This is a genomic window from Geomicrobium sediminis (assembly GCF_016908595.1).
In the GTDB taxonomy this organism is placed as follows: domain Bacteria; phylum Bacillota; class Bacilli; order Bacillales; family Marinococcaceae; genus Geomicrobium_A; species Geomicrobium_A sediminis.
Genome location: NZ_JAFBEC010000017.1, coordinates 1 through 13,255, shown reverse-complemented (window position 1 = coordinate 13,255; position 13,255 = coordinate 1). Strand labels below are relative to the sequence as shown.

Annotated in this window: 18 protein-coding genes; 5 read left to right on the top strand and 13 right to left on the bottom strand. The window is 41.2% G+C overall.

Annotated elements, in window-relative coordinates:
- Positions 1-33: 33 nt before the first annotated feature.
- The 11 genes from JOD17_RS21635 to JOD17_RS18915 all read right to left on the bottom strand — a co-directional run bounded on the left by JOD17_RS21635 (position 34) and on the right by JOD17_RS18915 (position 7,004).
- On the bottom strand, positions 34-159 hold the full coding sequence (locus JOD17_RS21635; protein ID WP_275581901.1) for a hypothetical protein: 126 nt from the start codon (positions 157-159) through the stop codon (positions 34-36).
- A gap of 108 nt (positions 160-267) precedes the next feature.
- Complete coding sequence (locus JOD17_RS18960) at positions 268-570, bottom strand: hypothetical protein (RefSeq protein WP_204699551.1); 303 nt, start codon at positions 568-570, stop codon at positions 268-270.
- Between the two features lie 76 nt (positions 571-646).
- Positions 647-1,144, bottom strand: a complete 498-nt coding sequence (locus JOD17_RS18955) for a CotY/CotZ family spore coat protein (RefSeq protein ID WP_204699550.1) — start codon at positions 1,142-1,144, stop codon at positions 647-649.
- Positions 1,145-1,460: 316 nt separating this feature from the next.
- On the bottom strand, positions 1,461-2,243 hold the full coding sequence (gene thiM / locus JOD17_RS18950; protein WP_204699549.1) for a hydroxyethylthiazole kinase: 783 nt from the start codon (positions 2,241-2,243) through the stop codon (positions 1,461-1,463).
- A gap of 70 nt (positions 2,244-2,313) precedes the next feature.
- The gene (ehuA, locus tag JOD17_RS18945) at positions 2,314-3,120 is read right to left on the bottom strand and encodes an ectoine/hydroxyectoine ABC transporter ATP-binding protein EhuA (protein ID WP_239575740.1); all 807 of its coding nucleotides are present in this window, start codon (positions 3,118-3,120) and stop codon (positions 2,314-2,316) included.
- Complete coding sequence (gene ehuD / locus JOD17_RS18940; RefSeq protein ID WP_204699548.1) at positions 3,117-3,785, bottom strand: ectoine/hydroxyectoine ABC transporter permease subunit EhuD; 669 nt, start codon at positions 3,783-3,785, stop codon at positions 3,117-3,119. Before ehuD ends, ehuA begins: the two co-directional genes overlap by 4 nt.
- Positions 3,782-4,450, bottom strand: coding sequence for an ectoine/hydroxyectoine ABC transporter permease subunit EhuC (gene ehuC / locus JOD17_RS18935; protein ID WP_204699547.1), 669 nt, complete (start codon positions 4,448-4,450; stop codon positions 3,782-3,784). Before ehuC ends, ehuD begins: the two co-directional genes overlap by 4 nt.
- A gap of 90 nt (positions 4,451-4,540) precedes the next feature.
- A complete protein-coding gene (locus JOD17_RS18930; RefSeq protein ID WP_042420711.1) occupies positions 4,541-5,422 on the bottom strand; it encodes a transporter substrate-binding domain-containing protein in 882 nt (293 codons plus the stop codon).
- A gap of 236 nt (positions 5,423-5,658) precedes the next feature.
- Positions 5,659-6,120: a hypothetical protein gene (locus JOD17_RS18925; RefSeq protein ID WP_204699546.1), complete on the bottom strand. Its 462-nt coding sequence runs from the start codon at positions 6,118-6,120 to the stop codon at positions 5,659-5,661.
- 23 nt (positions 6,121-6,143) lie between these two features.
- Positions 6,144-6,698 (bottom strand): GNAT family N-acetyltransferase, encoded by a 555-nt coding sequence (locus JOD17_RS18920; protein WP_204699545.1) that lies wholly within the window; start codon positions 6,696-6,698, stop codon positions 6,144-6,146.
- Positions 6,699-6,806: 108 nt separating this feature from the next.
- Complete coding sequence (locus tag JOD17_RS18915) at positions 6,807-7,004, bottom strand: cold shock domain-containing protein (RefSeq protein ID WP_042361292.1); 198 nt, start codon at positions 7,002-7,004, stop codon at positions 6,807-6,809.
- Between the two features lie 213 nt (positions 7,005-7,217).
- Between JOD17_RS18915 and JOD17_RS18910 the strand changes: the two genes are divergently transcribed.
- Genes JOD17_RS18910 through JOD17_RS18900 form a run of 3 tightly spaced genes read left to right on the top strand, consistent with a single transcriptional unit; the run spans position 7,218 to position 10,165 of the window.
- Positions 7,218-8,942, top strand: a complete 1,725-nt coding sequence (locus JOD17_RS18910; RefSeq protein WP_204699544.1) for a carbon starvation CstA family protein — start codon at positions 7,218-7,220, stop codon at positions 8,940-8,942.
- 9 nt (positions 8,943-8,951) lie between these two features.
- The gene (locus JOD17_RS18905) at positions 8,952-9,215 is read left to right on the top strand and encodes a cory-CC-star protein (RefSeq protein WP_204699543.1); all 264 of its coding nucleotides are present in this window, start codon (positions 8,952-8,954) and stop codon (positions 9,213-9,215) included.
- 23 nt (positions 9,216-9,238) lie between these two features.
- Positions 9,239-10,165 (top strand): ArsA family ATPase, encoded by a 927-nt coding sequence (locus JOD17_RS18900; protein ID WP_204699542.1) that lies wholly within the window; start codon positions 9,239-9,241, stop codon positions 10,163-10,165.
- 110 nt (positions 10,166-10,275) lie between these two features.
- Here JOD17_RS18900 and JOD17_RS18895 read toward each other — a convergent pair whose 3' ends face one another.
- A complete protein-coding gene (locus JOD17_RS18895; protein ID WP_204699541.1) occupies positions 10,276-10,902 on the bottom strand; it encodes a spore coat protein in 627 nt (208 codons plus the stop codon).
- Between the two features lie 63 nt (positions 10,903-10,965).
- The gene (locus JOD17_RS18890; protein WP_338028832.1) at positions 10,966-12,024 is read right to left on the bottom strand and encodes a YqcI/YcgG family protein; all 1,059 of its coding nucleotides are present in this window, start codon (positions 12,022-12,024) and stop codon (positions 10,966-10,968) included.
- Positions 12,025-12,114: 90 nt separating this feature from the next.
- Here JOD17_RS18890 and JOD17_RS18885 point away from each other — a divergent pair, with 90 nt between their 5' ends.
- Positions 12,115-12,747, top strand: coding sequence for a LysE family translocator (locus tag JOD17_RS18885; RefSeq protein ID WP_204699539.1), 633 nt, complete (start codon positions 12,115-12,117; stop codon positions 12,745-12,747).
- A gap of 129 nt (positions 12,748-12,876) precedes the next feature.
- Positions 12,877-13,128 (top strand): hypothetical protein, encoded by a 252-nt coding sequence (locus JOD17_RS18880; protein ID WP_042361281.1) that lies wholly within the window; start codon positions 12,877-12,879, stop codon positions 13,126-13,128.
- Positions 13,129-13,255 lie beyond the last annotated feature (127 nt).

Below are 13,255 nucleotides of genomic sequence, written 5' to 3'. Positions count from 1 at the left end.
CCTCAAAATAAAAAACACCAGGAAACCTGGTGTTTAACTATGCTCGACATGTCGTAAACAACGTTCACACTGAGTAAAGAAACGATCCGCTTTTGTCGGAAGTTTCTCCCCACAATCTTGACATCGGTTTGACTCTTTTAAAAGTTCAGTTTTTTTCATCGTCCGTTCCTCCTCGTGTATTTTTCCTTGTACAGTTATTGTATTATAACAGGTTAATTTTGTCTACAGTTGTTATATAAAAAAGGCTAACAATTTTGTTAGCCTTTTCTACATTTCTATAGCTCGCTCTGAACGCTTTGCATCAACCATAAGAAGCAACGCTGTTATCATGTGCATAATCCAACCAATGATTGGAATCCAAGCGAGGCATGCCGTTACAATTCCTAATATACTGCCGTGTTTGTTTTTGCCATCTTTTATACTAAGGACTAACGTTACGATGTGTAGTCCAAGAAGCAATAAAAATAAACCAGGAAACGTATGCGTATAAATGAGCCATCCTAACAGAGGAATTGCAAAGAAAGCCTCTATACCACCTGTGACCCACTTGAGAACCGATGATGTATTCAAGTTATTCATCTCCTCTTGCGATGATTATCTACATTTATTCTAACACTCTTTATACGTTTCATCGGTATAAGAAGTTTCAACGTCTAACTAAATTTGGATCTAGACATTGCACTTGGCAAAGCGCATGACAATCAACAACTGCATATTGCCACGTTCTTTGCAATTGTACTTGATCCACATTCACACTTTGAATGGGAATTTGCGTTGCGCTTTCTGGTACAACAATTGGCGTTGAAGGTCTCAGTAATTCAAGAGTTACGCACCCTTCATCGTCAATGTCTTTTACTCGAAAATAAACGGTAACAAACGATTCACCGAAGCGATCTTTTCCAAACGCATAAAGTAAATGATTGTGGAATGTTTTAAATAGAACAGGAATTGTTCCATAGTTACCTTCGTTTTTTAACGATAAGCAATAACAAGACTGTGAACATCCATCTGTTTGATGCTTTAAAATCCACTCGACCTCTTTACATACACATGAACAGCCACATCCGCATCGATGTTGATGTTGGTGTTGATCTAGACACGGAATTTTTGGTTCATGCTTTTTATTACCACTATGACAGCCCATAGCTCATCCTCCTTTTACAATACTCTATGCGCAAAGGGGATCGCCCGTATAGTTGATTGCTTTTGTAATTTACTGAAATTTCTTGCTTAATTTATATGAAAGCGCTACACTTACGTTAAGGATGTCACTATGTCGAGAGGTTGATGATGATGACACCAGCTGGTTTGTTAGCAATTCTTGGTTTTTCTTTCATTATGGTAGCAATCAGTACAGGTATGGCTTTCGTCTTCTTTAGAACTTCTTCAAAACGCGATGTCTAAACAAACAAAACTCCCGATGTCCTCTCCTATTTAGAGTGGATTTACGGGAGTTTTGTTTATACGTATACAAAATGCTCTTTACTAAGCGTCGTGTTGCTTGTTCTTTTTGACAACTCATCAAGAAATGACTGTTGAAACGTTCCAATTCCATATGGCTCGCTACGCGTATGCGCTGCCTCCGCACATAATCCATAATCAACGAGGGCACTAGCTACCGCTTCTAATGTGTTCTCTTGGTGAGTACTAATGTAAGCTGTAATAATTGCACCGAGTAGACAACCTGTACCGACAACTTTCGTTAACCACTCGTGGCCACTTGTAATTGTAATCGTCTGTTCTCCGTCACTTACAGCATCCGTTTCACCGGTCACACAAACAATCGTGTTAAGCTCTTTCGCCGCTTTTTTGGCAATCGCGCTCGTGTCAATTGCACTAGAACCATCTACGCCTCGTACGTTCGCTTCCATCCCTACTAATGAAGCAATTTCCCCACTGTTCCCACGAACAACGGTCACCTCAATTTGTTCAAGCAATTGTACCGCTGATTGTGAGCGAAAAGTAGTTGCACCTACTGCCACAGGATCGAATACGATTGGGACATTGTTTTGATTCGCTGAAACGCCTGCATTCCTCATAGCTTCAAACTGAACATCGGTAAGCGTCCCCATATTTAATAGAAGTCCATTAGCTGCTGTAGCCAGATCTGCTGCTTCTTTTGGTTGCTTACTCATAACAGGAGCTGCCCCAACTGCTAGCAGACCGTTTGCTGTGAAATTCATAACCACATCATTCGTTATACAATAGATAAGCGGATGAGTCTCTCTAACATTTTCATTCATCTCTATTCACCACCTATCTCTTATAATAACGTAAAAAAAGGCCTCGGGAAATTCCCAAAGCCTTCTACCTTTAGTGAGCACTATTAAATCGACCAAGGAATGATTTCAAGCGATCACTTTGTGGATTCTCGATGACATCGTAAGGTGTGCCGTGTTCTGCAATTAAACCATTGTCTAAAAACAAGACACGATCCGCCACATCACGAGCGAAATCCATTTCATGGGTGATGAGCATCATCGTCGTCTCACCTTCTGATGCAATGTCTTTGATGACCTCAAGCACCTCTCCGACGAGCTCCGGATCTAAAGCTGCTGTCACTTCGTCAAACAACATCACTTTCGGTTGCATAACGAGGGACCTTGCAATCGCAACACGTTGCTGTTGTCCACCAGAAAGCTGGGATGGGTACATATCCACTTTGTCACTTAATCCAACCTTTTGTAACATTTGCAATGCGCGCTCTTTCGCTTCATCTTTCGATAGACCCAAAACGTGAATAGGTGCTTCTGTACAATTTCGCATGATTGACATATGCGGAAATAAGTTGTACTGCTGAAACACCATACCAATCTTGCCACGGACTTTTCGTAGATGCTTTTCATCCGCATCCTTTAATTGACCATTTACTTCTTTATGCCAAAGGTGCTCACCATCGATTTCAATCGTTCCTGATGATGGTTGTTCGAGCGTCATCAACATTCGGATAATCGTCGTTTTCCCTGAACCAGATGGTCCAATCAGCGCAACTTTCTCTCCTTTATATACATCAAGATTTAAATCGTTCAGCACAATATTGATACCAAACGCTTTCTTAACGTTATTGTACCGAACGATCACCTCTCGTGCCGGCTCTAAATTCTCCGCTACTTCTGTCATGCTTTCACTCCCTTTTCAGCGCTTCCAGGAATTTGACCAGATCTTCGCTCCAAGTATCGGATAAATAAAGCACACGGATAGCTTAGAACGAGGAATATGAACCCTACAATTGTGATTGGTTCTAAGAAGCGATACGTTTCTGCACCAATAGAACGAGCAATCATCATCATTTCTGTGACATAAATCCCCATTAACAAAGGCGTTTCCTTGAATAAGATAATTAAGTAATTTCCGAGCATCGGAATAATTGGAGGAATCGCTTGAGGTAACACGACTTTCCGCCACGTTTGAACCGGTGAAAAGTTTAATGCACGACTTGCTTCCCACTGACTCTTAGGAACTGAATTAATTCCTGAGCGATAAACTTCAGACACGTACGTACTGTAATGAACACCAAGCACAATTGCACCTGTTAAAAACGGTCCCATATCAAACGCAAAATAAACGAAGAACAACTGGACAAGCGGCGGTGTTACGCGTATAAACTCAATAATTCCTGCAACAGTTAACGATAACGGTTTGAACGACAACCTTCTAAGTAACGTTAAAACGAGACCAAGTGTTAATGAAATTGCAAAGGCAGAAAACGTTGCACCAATCGTTACGCCAACCCCTTGTAGTATTCTTGGAAAAATCTCAAATGCAAATGCCCAATCCCACGTCATGCTGTACTCACTCCTTTCGAAGCACGTTTCTCAAGCCAACGAGTAAGGAACACGAGCGGCAACGCCAGTACGAAATAGACGAGCAACAAGTATGTATAGATCTCAACTTGTGCTGCGAGTGACGTATTAGAACTTCTTAATATGTTCGCGTTAAACGTCATATCTGCTAAAGAAATAAAGTAAACGAGTGACGTCCCTTTTAAGAGTTCAATCGCATTGTTTCCAAGCCCAGGCAACATGAGACGAAACGCTTGAGGCAAAACGACTCTTCGCATCGTTTGAAATTTAGACATATTTAAAGAAATCGCAGCTTCTTTTTGCCCTTTAGGTACAGCTAGTACCGCTCCTCTTACGACTTCTGATGCATATGCGCCATAGTTAAGACCAAGGGCCAAACCACCAGCAATAAACGTCGACATTGTAAATGGCATTAATGCCGGAAAAGCAAATGCAAAGAAGAACATTTGCACGAGTAAAGAAGTTCCACGAAAAAGTTCAACAAAAACCGTTGCAGCACCACGAACAATTGCAAGCCGGCTCGTCCTTGCAAGACCAGCAACAATAGCAATCGAATACGCGAGAACTGCACCAAACAGAAATGCTTGTACGGTCGTCGTTAATCCACCTAATATATACGGTAAAAATGTATCGATGTTAGTGAACATCTTCAGTCTCCTCTTTCTTGCTTAATCTTGTGATGTAAAAAAGCACGGCCGTTTGTATTCCCGCCGTGCTTCATCGATTAAAGCTTACGCTTAGCCTTCATCTCCACCTGCATTACAACGATCTTCTGTTGTTACACCTTCAACGACATTGTCCGCACTAAACCCGAATTCTTCTAAGATTGCGACAAACTCGTCACTACCTTGTAAATCCGCTAACGCTTCGTTGTATGCTTCACGCAATTCATCATCGTCACTACGGAATAGCGCTGCACCGTAAGCAACTTGCTCTTCACCTTCAATTACTGGGTTTGTGAAGTTCTCTGGTTGTTCAATTAAATTCTCATCAGCTGTCGCAATCGCTGCGTTCATCGTCGCATCTGTCATCACAGTAACATCTGCATCGCCTGATTCAACGGCTGCTATGTTCCCTGGGATGTCATTCGCTGGCATAATGTTCAAGTCTGCTTCAGGATCGAGCCCTTTTTCTTCAGCAATCGCTTCTAGCATGCCGAATTGATTCGCTCCAGACATCACTGAAATTGTCGCCCCTGCTTCAACTGCATCTTCATAACTATGAAGATCCATTGGGTTCCCAGCTTGTACTGCCATTCCTTCACCATAACTATATTCAATATCACCAAAAGAAGCATTTTCACAACGCTCTGGTTGAACGTCCATGCCCGCCGTAACAACATCATAGTTGCCAGCATTTAAACTAGGAATCAGGTTATCCCAATCCGAAACTTCTGCATCAATGACTTCAACACCCATACGTTCGAATACAGCTCGAGCAATCTCAGCACTCGCTCCCGTTGCTTCGTCTGTGCTTGTGTCTATGTATCCGTATGGTTCTTCGTTAGCAACACCTAACGTTACCCCGTTCTCTTGAAAATCCTCAACAGATGTGCTCGTTCCACATGCAGCGAGCGCTAAAATTGCAGCTGGAAATAAAATAAGACCGAATTTTCGCATTCGTTACTCTCCCCTTAAAATTCTTATTATTTACCTGATACTACGTTGTCCTAGAAATAAGTATGACTCGTAGCTTTTTCTTATCTTATCATATATTAAAAATGGTTCAAACTTACTGATTCGTATATATTACCTGCTAATTGCGATAATTACGCTAAAAAGCCGTACGAGCGAGTGAGATAACTAAAGCTAGATAATCATCACTATTCCTCGCTCATACGGCTAGATGTCAATTTTTATGACAGTTTGCGTTCAGCTAACATCCGTTTGTACCTCGAATGCACGTTCACATTTACGACAACGAGTGCAATTGGATAAATGACGGGTAATGTAAGCATCGTCTCATCCACTTCAATCGTTCCAAATGATTGTAGGATCGATACAACAAATAAAGCCGTCCCAACAATCAGTAAGCTAATTCGCAAACTAATACGATAGTTGTGATGTTCTTCTGGAGCAATCGTCTGCTCAAAATTCATGACTTCTTTATATTTCGGAATGATTTGTGCTAATAGTGCTCTTGTGTTTTGACGTTCAAAAATCGCCCAAGCGATAAAAATAACCGCAATGATCATTAGTACCGTAGGAAATGAAAATGAAGCCATTGCAAAAATGTACAAAAAATAAGCGATCGTAAATAAAATACTGACGATCAGGTGATCGTATTTCTTAAATGCTAAATAATCGTTTGTTTCCATCGTACAACGTTCTTCCCTTTCCTCTATCCCTGTTGTCGCTCCAACCAAGTTGATCGTAGAAGACTGAATTGATATAAATCATGATAGTGATCATAAAGCCACTCTCCGTCTTTAACGACCCCTTCCAATTCAAACCCTAGGCGCTTAGGAATGCCTTGACTTTCAAAATTTTCAACACCGCAATTAATTTGCACACGGTTTAGTTGATATTCTTCGAAAAGAACATGAAGACAAGCATCCACAGCTTTCGTCATAATTCCTTTGCCGACAGCCTGTTGCGATAACCAGTATCCCATCGTCGTTTTGCGACTTGCCCAGTCAATATCATGAAGGCCAATCATCCCGACAAATTCACCATCATAACGAATTCCCGCTTGAAATCCTCTACCTTCTGCAAATTGTTGGAGCCAAGAACCTATAATTGGTTGATAGTCATATATTGATTTTACCTGATCAACCCAAGGAAGCCAACGCCTTAAATGTGCTCTTGAGTTATGTACAGCTTCATACATCGCTTCAATATGGTTCATTTCTATAAGATGAATCTGTATGTGTTCATTAACTTTTATGCTAAACATCGCAATCACCGCCAAACTCTATGTTTGACAGCTCCCCCCTATCCTATTAGATCCATCAAAAAGAAAAAAGCGGTGCAACGATGCAACCGCTTCCAACTTCATTAATTTCTATGGACGCACAACGTTAGCCGCTTGCGGGCCTCTGTCGCCTTCGACGATTTCGAATTCTACTGTTTCACCATCTTCGAGAGTCTTAAACCCTTCCACTTGAATAGCAGAGAAATGTACAAACACGTCGTCCCCGTCTTCTCTTTCAATAAAACCAAAACCCTTTTCTGCGTTAAACCACTTTACTGTGCCTTTCATCGTATAAAGGCCTCCTTACATTTAAATCTCAAGTGAATCATCTTCACTTTTTCCCTTCTAAATTACCACGAAAAAATCGTTGATGCAACCAAATTTTTTAAATATTACACCATTTAGCTGCGGTTCTTTTAAATACTTTGTAAATAAATCCTACAAAATTGTTGACCAAGGCTTTATACTTAAGCGTAACACGTTTGAAAGGAGTGTTTGATCATGCCTGGTATTGGTTTAGCTTTAATTGGAATGATCGTATTTGCTCTCGGTTATCGCTATTATTCTAAATACATTGCCGAGAAAGTATTCAGATTAGACCCAAATTTCCAAACCCCTGCAGAACAATACAATGATGGGGTCGACTTTGTTCCAACGAAGAGATCCGTCGTTTGGGCGCATCATTTTACCTCTGTTGCTGGGGCAGCACCTATTTTAGGACCAGCTATCGCCGTCTATTGGGGTTGGTTACCTGCGTTTATATGGGTTGTCCTTGGAACTGTATTCGCCGCAGGTGTTCATGATTTTGGTGCTCTTGCATTATCGGTTCGGAACAAAGGTCAATCCGTCGGAACAATTGCCAACAAACTCATTGGTCGTCGTGGGAAGCTATTATTTTTGTTCATTATTTTGCTCCTCGTTGTTATGGTAAATGCCGTATTTGCATGGGTTGTTGCAAACCTTTTTATTAGCTTCCCGGCAAGTGTTATCTCAATATTCATTCAAATACCGATCGCCCTTTGGATTGGTGTTGCGATCCACAAGCGTCAAAAAAGCATGCTGATCCCATCTATTATTGCTCTAGCCATTATGTATGGTACAGCCGTACTCGCTGCTCAATTTCCTATATTACAAATTGATTTAGTCAGTTACTTCGGAGGCGAAGAAGGCACTGTTCTTGGAATGGGCGCTGTTCCGATGGCTTTCTTAATTTGGATCGTCGTCTCATTCATTTATGTGTATTTTGCATCTACTTTACCAGTTTGGCGATTACTACAGCCAAGAGACTACATCAATGCCCAACAATTTGTCGTCGGCCTAGGTTTGCTTTACCTTGCCATTTTCGTAACAAACCCTACAGTCACTGCACCAGCTACTCGATCTGTTGATGATGTTTCTTGGTTTCCATTGTTATTCATCACTGTCGCCTGTGGTGCAATTTCTGGTTTTCATGCCCTTGTTGCATCGGGAACTTCATCCAAACAAATTCGTCGCGAACCGGATTCTCGCATGGTCGGTTACTTAGGAGCAGTTGGTGAAGGCGTACTTGCATTGCTCTCCATCATTGCTGTTACGACGCTGTTTGCTTCTGCCGATGCGTTTAATCAAGCATACACTAGCTTTAACGTTGCAAATGAAACAGGGCTTAATAATTTCATTGCAGGTGCTGGGCAACTTGCAACCGGCTTAATGATCCCCGCTCATGTTGCAGAAACGATCGTTGCCGTTATCGTAATCAGCTTTGCGGCAACAACGCTTGATACGTCAGTGCGATTAATGCGCTATATTATCGCTGAACTTGCGACTGAATATAAAGTGCCTACATTAACGAAAAAGCACGTTGCTACTTCCATTGCTGTTGCATCGAGCATGGCTCTCGTTATGATGCCAGGAGATGATCGTGGATTTGGTTCAGGTGGTTACTTACTATGGCCACTGTTCGGCACTCAAAACCAATTGCTAGCAGGTATTACTCTCCTCCTCATCACGATTTGGCTCAGAAAACTCGGAAGAAATTATTTCATCACACTCATACCGATGATCTTCCTTCTTACGATGACACTATCGGCAATGTTCATTCAACTTACGACCGAATGGCTCCCATCAGGAGAATGGCTATTGTTTGGAATCGGTTCAATTGTCTTTGTATTCGCCTCTTGGATTTGTTTAGAAGCGATCTTTATATTTAAGAAGAAAAACGACACAAACCAAGATTTAGACGTATAGGAGAATCCCATGAATTTCTCAAAAAAAATTGCTCAAGCATTAGTGTGGTACGATGAAGTCTTAAGTCTTCCTCATAAAGCAGATGTAAAGCGCGAGCTGCGCGATGAAGATGATTTATTTCATTTACTATGCTTCTCGGAAATGCTTGGCCTACCGAATCCGGTATCTTATTACACACTAGAAATGTACCCTCATATCATTGAGCAATTCCACGATTGGCATTTGCGCATGGGCATGGAGAAGTCCCCCCTTGACCAAATCCGCTGTTGCTAATCGCTACAAGAGGTGAACAAGCGATGACTACACACAAGATTGTTTTTTTCGGTGGGAAAGGAGGCGTCGGTAAATCGACGTCTTCCTCCGCCTTTGCTTTACAGCAAGCGGACCTAGGCAAGCGTGTTTTACTCGTTTCCACAGACCCTGCGCACAACCTTCAAGATCTTTTTCAAAAGCGCATCGGTCATAAGGTCACTTCACTTACGAAACAGTTAGATGGTCTTGAAATCAACGCTCAAGAAGAATCGAAGCGCTACATTAAGGGTGTTAAAGAGAATATTAAAGGGCTTGTCCATGCACATCGCTTACCTGAAGTTCATCGACAAATCGACTTAGCGGCTTCTTCTCCCGGCGCAGATGAAAGTGCCCTGTTTGACAGACTCGTTTCAATTATTTTGGAACATACGTCTACGTACGATTCGATTATCTTTGATACAGCTCCGACAGGTCATACCATCCGTCTGCTTACTTTGCCTGAACTTATGGAAGCGTGGATTAATGGGATGTTGAAGCGTAGAAAGGTTGTCACAGACAACTACAGTTCGTTGCTCAATGACGGTGAACCTGTCGAAGACCCGATTTATCAAACGTTAATGGAACGTAAACGAAAGTTCTCATTAGCCAGAACGTGGTTACTTGATAACGAAAAGACTCGATTTCTTTATGTGCTAACCCCAGAGAAGCTACCGATTGAAGAAACAGACCGTGCGATCGAACAGTTAAAAAAGCATCAAATGGACGTAAGCGGTTTAATCGTAAATAAGTGCTTACCTGATGAAGCGAACAATTCTGCATTTTTCAAGCAACGTAAGCAATTGGAAGAGGGTTACAAAGAAGAAATTCAACAACGTTTCACGAACCAATCCAAAGTGTTCGTACCATTGCAAGAACGCGATATTGCTTCAGTTGAAGAACTCAGAGCATTGCATCCTTACTTAACCATTTAAGAAAGAACAAAACGTATAGCAAACGCCTGTTGACACGATGGTCAACAGGCGTTTGCTTTCGCACAAGTGCTTTATCTAATTAACGCATTGGGGGACTGTCCCCCAGTGCGTTAATGCAGATGCGTGGTGCTCGTTTTAATATTTGTCGAGCTCGTCGTAAAGCTATTCAACATTGCTGTCATATCCGCTTGCTGTAGCTTTGGTACTTGATAATAGCCGTGTTTATTTTGGTACAAGAAGATTTCATACGCCATTTCAATCCAATCAGGAATGCTGTCAGCAATTACGCGTCGAAATACAGGGTGAGTCACTTCCGGTGCTGCCATTGCAAACAACGAAGACGTCGATTTAATTAAACCTAGCATGTGAGCAGAGATTCCCGTCTCTTTTACTTCAGATAAGTTTGCGTTCGGTTTTTTCGGCTGGCTCGGTGTAATGCCATACGTTACATCCGTTGAGGCATCCATTTCATAAGGCCCAATTGATGTTGTTGGCTTTTGACCAGTAGAAAATGCTTCTACCATGCGATTGTATTGGGTCGTAATATACCCGTATTGATGGTCTAAAATCGACAATAGTTGCTGGTCTTTCACATACGGCCTGAAAATCATATACTGGTCTAGCACATTCACAGTTGTTGCCAACATTTCGTGGGCATCAAACAGCTCATGACCACCATGGTTCATATTGACGCTTCCAGCTTGAGTGTGATTTTGATTGAATGGTTGTTGTTGCATAGAATCCTCTCCTCCCATCCGTAGTATGAATAAGAAGACGAACATTCATGCTGAAAAGATTTGTTAATCTAATACAGAGATAATGTACGTACAACCTTCTGGGCCTGCAACTGAACTATGCAGTGAGTTTTTTTGTAAAGAAATTCGATCTCCTTCACCGCATTCATACTTAACATTATCAACGGTGAACGTCAACGAACCTGCAACAATGTGCAACACTTCATCGTTCGGATGGGTATGCGGTTTATGAGCTTTGTATGGTAAATCGCGCTGTACTTCAACACTTCCAGTTTTCCCTTTAGGTAACAATTCTTCTATTACTTGAAGCATCTTTCCACCGAAGTTCTGTTGAATTTTTGTTTCCATATTATCTCCTTTCATGTGAAACGGGCACTTCATTTCCAACGGCTCGTTATGATCGTACAAAAAATATTGCTTCCACTCGTGTGATCCTTTTTCGCCGTACCATTTTAATGACGGGTGGGGTAATACGTCATCATACGAATATAAATGACTTCTTACGATGTCTTGAATATGCCGCCCCCTTTTTGTACTGCCGTTAATGTCTTCAAACACCCAGCGTGGTTGAAACGTAATCATAAACGTATTCGCATGCCGACTTTTCCGTTTTTGATGAGCCGGTGTATTGCATACAACAAACATCGGTTCACCCATGAACGAAAATTCCCATAAGGCATCATCTGGATGCTTCGGTATATCATTTGGCCAAGGTTGATTGTCAAAGTCATGAAGCTGATTTAATACGTTCCAAAAACGCTTTTCATACTGCTCCAAAGAATCCATGCCTACATCCGGCTCAAAAAAAGCAACAAACGATGTATTCCGACCGTACGTGCGACTCGTCCTCGCATAGTTCGAGAGCTCACCCGCTAATTTCTCATAATTTTGATCTGATTTTGGCACAAATGTAAATTCAAGCTCACCCATTTTTAAACCTTGCACTCCGAGCACACAAGGAAACGGATCGGCTTCACTTAATAAATCATGGCAAAATCTCCGAAATTGATCTTTTGCCCAATCATCTTGATCTTTAAAAACGTTCTCATAATAGCGCTCAACATCTTCGAGTAATTCAAGACGAATGCCAAGTCCTCCTCTCACGTGTAGACAATGATATATATGTACGATGATTCTAATCATTTATGTATAGACAAGTTCTCAAAACATATAGTGCAATGAGGTGGACAAACGATGGAAGTATTAATTGTGTTTAAAATGTTGATACTCGGTGTAAGTTTAGCTGCACCTGTTGGTCCGGTTAACATTGAAATGATTAAGCGTGGCATTAGTGGTGGGTTTTTACCTTCATGGCTCGTAGGCTTAGGCGCAATGACCGCTGATTTAATTTTCCTCGTTGTTATTTTTTTTGGCCTGTCCCATTTTATTGAACAGAAGTTCGTACAAATGATGATTATTATTATTGGTGGATCGCTACTCGTTTACTTATCGATTACCACGTTGCTCGCCGTATTTAGAGGGAATGTACTTAAGCAATTACAAACACGCACAACTGCCGGTTCTTCGTATTGGACTGGTTTTGCAATCGCCATTTTTAATCCGTTAAATTTTGTTTTTTGGTTCGGTATTTTCGGTTCGACATTAACGATGCTTATGAATGATACGACACTGGCTCAGGCAATTCTTTATAGTGCATTGATTATTACGGGTGTGATCTTTTGGAATTTAAACATTGCCTTCACCGTTCACTTTTCGAGGAACCTCATTAACGAACATGTGATGCGAATTGTTATGTTCGGTTGTGCACTCGTTTTATTTTATTTTTCATTAGATCTTTTTACCCAATTACTTTCAATTACTAGCTAAATCGGTAAAATCTACATGAATTCGACAAAAAAACATTAAAAATTCATATTATTAGTTACAAATTATAATTTATTTCTACCTGTGAATTATTTAGAATTAAGGAAACGATATTGAAAGGGGTACAAGCCCATGGAAGACAAACTCTCCAAATTCGAACGCATTGCGAAAAGACGTACTGAAGAGACTGTAAAGAAAATCCGTTTAATCGGAAATTTATCAAACCGGAATAATTATGATTACTCCGAGGAACATCTCGACCGTATTTTCAATGCTTTAGAAGCAGAGCTAAAAGCTGCACGACGCAAGTTCCAGGGCCACAGTAGTTCCCCTGATTTTCAAATCTCATTTGACCGACAAGCGGCTCGCAAAAAGACAAGCTAATAACTAAAACGGAAGAGTCGAATACTCTTCCGTTCAGGCTGTTGAGAAAGTCATTTCTCAACAGCTTTTTCTTATTTATAGACGCCGAATCATAACCACGCTTTGTTATAATAGAGAAAAGAACGGA

Coding starts and splice junctions, on each gene's coding strand:
- JOD17_RS21635 (WP_275581901.1), bottom strand. CDS start 159: ATGAAAAAAACTGAACTTTTAAAAGAGTCAAACCGATGTCAAGATTGT.
- JOD17_RS18910 (WP_204699544.1), top strand. CDS start 7,218: ATGCCTGGTATTGGTTTAGCTTTAATTGGAATGATCGTATTTGCTCTC.
- JOD17_RS18920 (WP_204699545.1), bottom strand. CDS start 6,698: ATGTTTAGCATAAAAGTTAATGAACACATACAGATTCATCTTATAGAA.
- ehuD (WP_204699548.1), bottom strand. CDS start 3,785: ATGACGTGGGATTGGGCATTTGCATTTGAGATTTTTCCAAGAATACTA.
- JOD17_RS18925 (WP_204699546.1), bottom strand. CDS start 6,120: ATGGAAACAAACGATTATTTAGCATTTAAGAAATACGATCACCTGATC.
- ehuC (WP_204699547.1), bottom strand. CDS start 4,450: ATGTTCACTAACATCGATACATTTTTACCGTATATATTAGGTGGATTA.
- JOD17_RS18880 (WP_042361281.1), top strand. CDS start 12,877: ATGGAAGACAAACTCTCCAAATTCGAACGCATTGCGAAAAGACGTACT.
- thiM (WP_204699549.1), bottom strand. CDS start 2,243: ATGAATGAAAATGTTAGAGAGACTCATCCGCTTATCTATTGTATAACG.
- JOD17_RS18900 (WP_204699542.1), top strand. CDS start 9,239: ATGACTACACACAAGATTGTTTTTTTCGGTGGGAAAGGAGGCGTCGGT.
- JOD17_RS18905 (WP_204699543.1), top strand. CDS start 8,952: ATGAATTTCTCAAAAAAAATTGCTCAAGCATTAGTGTGGTACGATGAA.
- JOD17_RS18885 (WP_204699539.1), top strand. CDS start 12,115: ATGGAAGTATTAATTGTGTTTAAAATGTTGATACTCGGTGTAAGTTTA.
- JOD17_RS18895 (WP_204699541.1), bottom strand. CDS start 10,902: ATGCAACAACAACCATTCAATCAAAATCACACTCAAGCTGGAAGCGTC.
- JOD17_RS18915 (WP_042361292.1), bottom strand. CDS start 7,004: ATGAAAGGCACAGTAAAGTGGTTTAACGCAGAAAAGGGTTTTGGTTTT.
- JOD17_RS18955 (WP_204699550.1), bottom strand. CDS start 1,144: ATGGGCTGTCATAGTGGTAATAAAAAGCATGAACCAAAAATTCCGTGT.
- ehuA (WP_239575740.1), bottom strand. CDS start 3,120: ATGACAGAAGTAGCGGAGAATTTAGAGCCGGCACGAGAGGTGATCGTT.
- JOD17_RS18930 (WP_042420711.1), bottom strand. CDS start 5,422: ATGCGAAAATTCGGTCTTATTTTATTTCCAGCTGCAATTTTAGCGCTC.